The 5,277-nt window shown below is 77.3% G+C and carries 1 protein-coding gene; it reads left to right on the top strand.

All coding sequences use genetic code 11. From position 1 onward, the window contains the following. The coding region (locus ACWEQL_RS40705) for a type I polyketide synthase (protein ID WP_452156387.1) at nt 1-5,277 on the top strand (5,277 nt) is incomplete at both ends.

Genomic DNA, 5,277 nt, shown 5'->3' with positions numbered 1-5,277 from the left:
GACCCCGGCCCGGCGCGGCGCCGCCCGCGGCGGTGCCACGGCCGGCGGCGGTTGGGCCGAGCGCACGGCAGCCCTGCCCGGGGCCGAACGCGCCCGGGTGGCCGGTGACCTGGTGCTGTCGGTGGTCGGCGCGGTCCTCGGACACGAGGGCAGCGGTGGCGTGGCGGCCGACCGGGCGTTCAAGGACCTCGGCTTCGACTCGCTGACCGCCGTCGAGCTGCGCAACCGGCTCAACGCCGCCACCGGTCTGCGGCTGCCCAGCACCGTGGTCTTCGACCAGCCCTCGCCGGCCGCGCTCACCGCCCGGCTGCTCGCCGAACTCGACGGCGTGGCCGCCCCGGTGCGGACACCGGTGGTGACATCGGCCGTGGACGAGCCGATCGCGATCGTCGGGATGGCCTGCCGCTACCCGGGCGGGGTGGCCTCGCCGGAGGACCTGTGGCGGCTGGTCGCGGAGGGCAGGGACGCCATCTCGCCGTTCCCGACCGACCGGGGCTGGGACCTCGACCACCTCTACCACCCGGACCCGGACCACCTCGGCACCTCGTACACCCGGGAGGGCGGATTCCTGCACCGGGCGGCCGACTTCGACGCCGACTTCTTCGGGATCTCGCCGCGTGAGGCCGCCGCGATGGACCCGCAGCAGCGGCTGCTGCTGGAGTCCTCCTGGGAGGCCCTGGAGCGGGCCGGCATCGATCCGGCCGCGCTGCGCGGCAGCCGGGCCGGGGTCTTCGCCGGCGTGATGTACAACGACTACGGCTCCCGGCTGCAGCGCGCCCCCGAGGGCTACGAGGGGTACCTGCTCACCGGCAACACCTCCAGCGTGATCTCCGGCCGGATCGCCTACACCTTCGGCCTGGAGGGCCCCGCGGTCACCGTTGACACGGCCTGCTCCTCCTCGCTGGTCGCGCTGCACCTGGCGAGCCAGGCGCTGCGTTCGGGCGAGTGCACGCTGGCCCTCGCGGGCGGCGTGACCGTGATGGCCCGGCCGGACACCTTCGTGGAGTTCAGCCGTCAGCGCGGGCTGTCCGCGGACGGCCGCTGCAAGTCCTTCGCCGCGGGTGCCGACGGCACCGGCTGGAGCGAGGGCGTGGGTGTGCTGGTGCTGGAGCGGCTGTCGGACGCCCGCGCCAACGGGCACCGGGTGCTGGCGGTGGTGCGTGGTTCGGCGGTGAACCAGGACGGGGCCAGCAACGGGCTGACCGCGCCCAACGGTCCTTCGCAGGAGCGGGTGATCCGGGCGGCGCTGGCGGGCGCGGGCCTGTCGGCCTCGGACGTGGACGCGGTGGAGGCGCACGGGACGGGCACCCGGCTCGGTGACCCGATCGAGGCGCAGGCGCTGCTGGCCACGTACGGGCGGGAGCGCTCTGTGGAACGGCCGCTCTGGCTGGGCTCGTTGAAGTCCAACATCGGGCACACCCAGGCGGCCGCCGGGGTCGGCGGTGTGATCAAGATGGTGCGGGCGATGGCCGAGGGTGTGTTGCCGGCCTCGCTGCACTCGGCGGAGCCGTCGCCCCTGGTCGACTGGTCGGCGGGTGCGGTGGAACTGCTCACCGAGGCCCGGGAGTGGCCGGAGGTGGGGCGTCCGCGCCGGGCGGCGGTGTCCTCGTTCGGGATCAGCGGGACCAATGCGCACGTGATCCTGGAGCAGCCGCCGGTTGTGCCGGAGCCCGTCGAGGAGACCGTGCCGCCGGTGGTGGCGTGGCCGGTCTCGGCCCGCAGCGCCACCGCGCTGCGCGAGCAGGCCGGGCGGCTGCTGGACCACCTGGCCGAGCGGCCCGCGTTCGACCCGGCCCGGGTCGGCCTGGCCCTCGCCGCCACCCGCGGCGCCCTGGAGCACCGGGCCGTCGTGCTGGGCGCCGGGCGCACCGAACTCCTCGACGGACTGCGGGCGCTGGCCGCCGGCGAGGACGCCCCCGGCCTGCTGAGCGGCCGCGCCACCACCGGGCGCACCGCCTTCCTCTTCACCGGCCAGGGCAGTCAGCGCGTCGGTATGGGGCGGGAGTTGTACGAGGCGTTCCCGGTGTACGCGGCGGCGTTCGACGAGGTGGCGGAGGCCTTCGGGCCGTATCTGGAGCGCTCGCTCGGCGAGGTGGTCTTCGAGGACGCCGGTCTGCTGGACCGTACCGCGTACACCCAGCCCGCCCTGTTCGCCGTCGAGGTGGCGCTGTACCGGCTGGTCACGGCCGCCGGGGTGGTGCCGGACCTGGTGGCGGGGCATTCGATCGGCGGTGTGGTGGCGGCGCATGTGGCCGGGGTGTTCTCGCTGGAGGACGCGGCCGCGCTGGTGGCCGCGCGTGGTCGGCTGATGGAGTCGGCGCGGGCGGGCGGGGCGATGGCGGCGATCGAGGCGAGCGAGGAGGAGTTGCTGCCCGAACTCGTGGGCCGTGAGGAGGTGTTGTCGCTGGCGGCGGTCAACGGCCGGCGTTCGGTGGTGATCTCGGGCGACGAGGACGCCGTCGTGGCGCTCGCCGACGCCTGGCGGGAGCGAGGGCGCCGTACGAGGAAATTGACGGTCAGCCATGCCTTCCACTCGCCGCACATGGACGAGGTGCTGGCCGCGTTCACCGGGGCCGCCGCGACGGTGGAGTACCGCGAGCCGGTGATCCCGGTGGTCTCCGACGTCACCGGCAGGCTCGCCACGGCCGCGGAACTGGCCGAACCCGCCTACTGGGCCGGGCACATCCGCTCCGCCGTCCGCTTCCACGACGCCGTCCGCACCCTCCACGAGCAGGGGGTCACCCGCTACCTGGAACTCGGCCCCGACGCCGTCCTCACCGCGTTCATCCAGGCCGCACTGGCCGAGGACGGCCCCGCCACCACGCCCGCCACCACGGCCGCCGTCCTGCGCCGTGACCGGCCCGAACCGCTGACCCTGGCCACCGCGCTGGCCCGGCACGCCACCGTCGGCGCGACCGTCGACTGGCCCGCGCTGACCGGACTCACCGGCCGCGTCGCCGACACACCCGACCTGCCCACCTACCCCTTCGAGCACCGCCGCTACTGGCTCGACCCCGCCGCCGCGCCCCTCGACCCACAGGGCGTCGGCCTCGACCGGTCCGGCCACCCGCTGCTCGGCGCCGAGGTCCAACTCCCCGACAGCGGAGGACTGCTGCTCACCGGACGACTCTCCCGCACAGCTCAGCCCTGGCTCGCCGACCACGCCGTCACCGCCGGGGCGCTGCTGCCCGGCGCCGCCCTGGTCGAACTCGCGCTGCGCGCCGGGGAGCGGGCCCACGCCCCGTACCTGGAGGAGCTGACCCTGGAGGCGCCGCTCGGCCTGCCCGCCGACGGGGCCGTCCAGCTCCAGCTGTCGGTGGCCGCCCCCGACGCCGACGGCCGCCGGGCGCTCGCCGTGCACTCCCGCCCCGCCGGTGGCGAGGAGACCCCGTGGACCCGCAACGCCACCGGCACGCTGACCGCCGAGGACCCGGCCGCCGAGCATCCGGCCGCCGAGGATCCGGCCGGGGAGGAGCCGGACGGCCTGCGGGACTGGCCGCCCGCCGGGGCCACCGCGCTGGACCTCGCCGACGTCTACCCGCGCCTGGCCGCCGACGGCTACCACTACGGCCCCGCCTTCCAGGGCCTGCGGGCCGGTTGGCGGGCCGCCGACGGCACCCTGTACGCCGAGGTCGCGCTGCCCGAGGAACCGGCCGCCGGCGCCGGCGCGTACGGGCTGCACCCCGCCCTGCTGGACGCCGCCCTGCACCTGCTCGCCCTGCACGGCCGGGCCGGGGAGCCGGACGGCGGGCCCGGACTGCTGCTGCCCTTCGCGTGGAGCGGGGTCACCGTGCACGCCACCGGCGCCACCGCCGCCCGGGTCCGGCTGACCCCCGACGGGGGCGGCCACCGGCTGACCCTCGCCGACGCCGCCGGCGAACCACTCGCCTCGGCCCGCCGGCTGGACCTGCGCGCCGTCGCACCGGAGGCCCTCGCCCGGGCCCTGCGGACCACCACCGACCGCTCGCTGTACACCCTCGTCGCGCAGCCCGCGCCCGCCCTCCGGTCCGCCGGTGCCGCGCAGGCCGCCGTTCTCACCCTCGCCGGGCAGGACCCGGACCTCGCGCTGCTCCCGGGGACGACCGTGGTGACCGGCCTGACGGACCTGCCCGCAGGCACCGGGGCCGTGCTGCTCCCGTACAGCGGCGGGGGCACCGACCCGGCCGCCGCCGCGCACGAGGCCGTCCGGCTGCTGCTGCCCGTGCTCCAGGAGTGGCTGGCCGGCGAACGCCCGGACGGGGCACGGCTGGTGCTGCTCACCCGGGGTGCGACCGCCGACGGCGGGCCGGTGCCGGACCTGGCGGCCGCCGCCGTCCGCGGCCTGTTCCGCTCGGCGGCCGCCGAACACCCGGGCCGGGTCGCCCTGGTGGACGCCGAACCCGGCGCGCCCGTCCCTCCGGAGGCCTGGCACCCCGACCAGGAGCCGGAGTTGACCGTCCGCGGCGGACAACTGCTGGTGCCGCGGCTCCGCAAGGCCGAACCGGCCGCCGAGGGGCGGAGCGGCCCGGCCTTCGGGGACGGCACGGTGGTGCTCACCGGCGCCACCGGCGCGCTCGGCGGCCTGGTCGCCCGGCACCTGGTGCACGTCCACGGCGTCCGCGGCCTGCTGCTGCTCAGCCGCCGCGGCACCGTCGAGCCGGGCCTGGCCGAGGAGTTGACGGCGGCCGGCGCGACCGTGCTGGCCGCCGCCTGCGACGTCGCCGACCCGGCCGCCGTCCGCGCCGCCCTGGAGCGGGCCCCCGAGGGCCTGCCGGTCACCGCGGTGCTGCACGCCGCCGGGGTGGTCGACGACGGGATCACCGAGGGGCTGACCGCCGAGCGGATCGACGCCGTGCTGCGGCCCAAGGCCGACGGCGCCTGGGCGCTGCACGAGGCCACCGCCGACCTGCCGCTCACCGCCTTCGTCCTCTTCTCCTCGGTGGCCGGCCTGCTCGGCACCGCCGGCCAGGGCCCGTACGCCGCCGCGAACTCCTTCCTGGACGCGCTCGCTGCGCACCGGCGCTCGCTCGGCCTGCCGGGCCTCTCGCTGGCCTGGGGGCTCTGGGACGGCGACGGCATGGGCAGCCGGCTGGCCGCCGCCGACCTCGCCCGGCTCGCCCGCACCGGCATCGCGCCGCTGCCCCCGGCGGAGGCGCTCGCCCTGCTCGACGCGGCCCTCGTCGCACCCGAACACCTGCTGGCACCCGCCCGCCTCGACCTCGCCACACCCGCCGCGGCGGGTGTCGAACCGCCCGCGGTGCTGCGCGCGCTGGCCCGCCCGGCCGTCCGGCGTGCCGC

It is taken from the genome of Kitasatospora sp. NPDC004240 (genome assembly GCF_053603215.1).
This window is presented reverse-complemented; position numbering and strand designations above follow the sequence as displayed.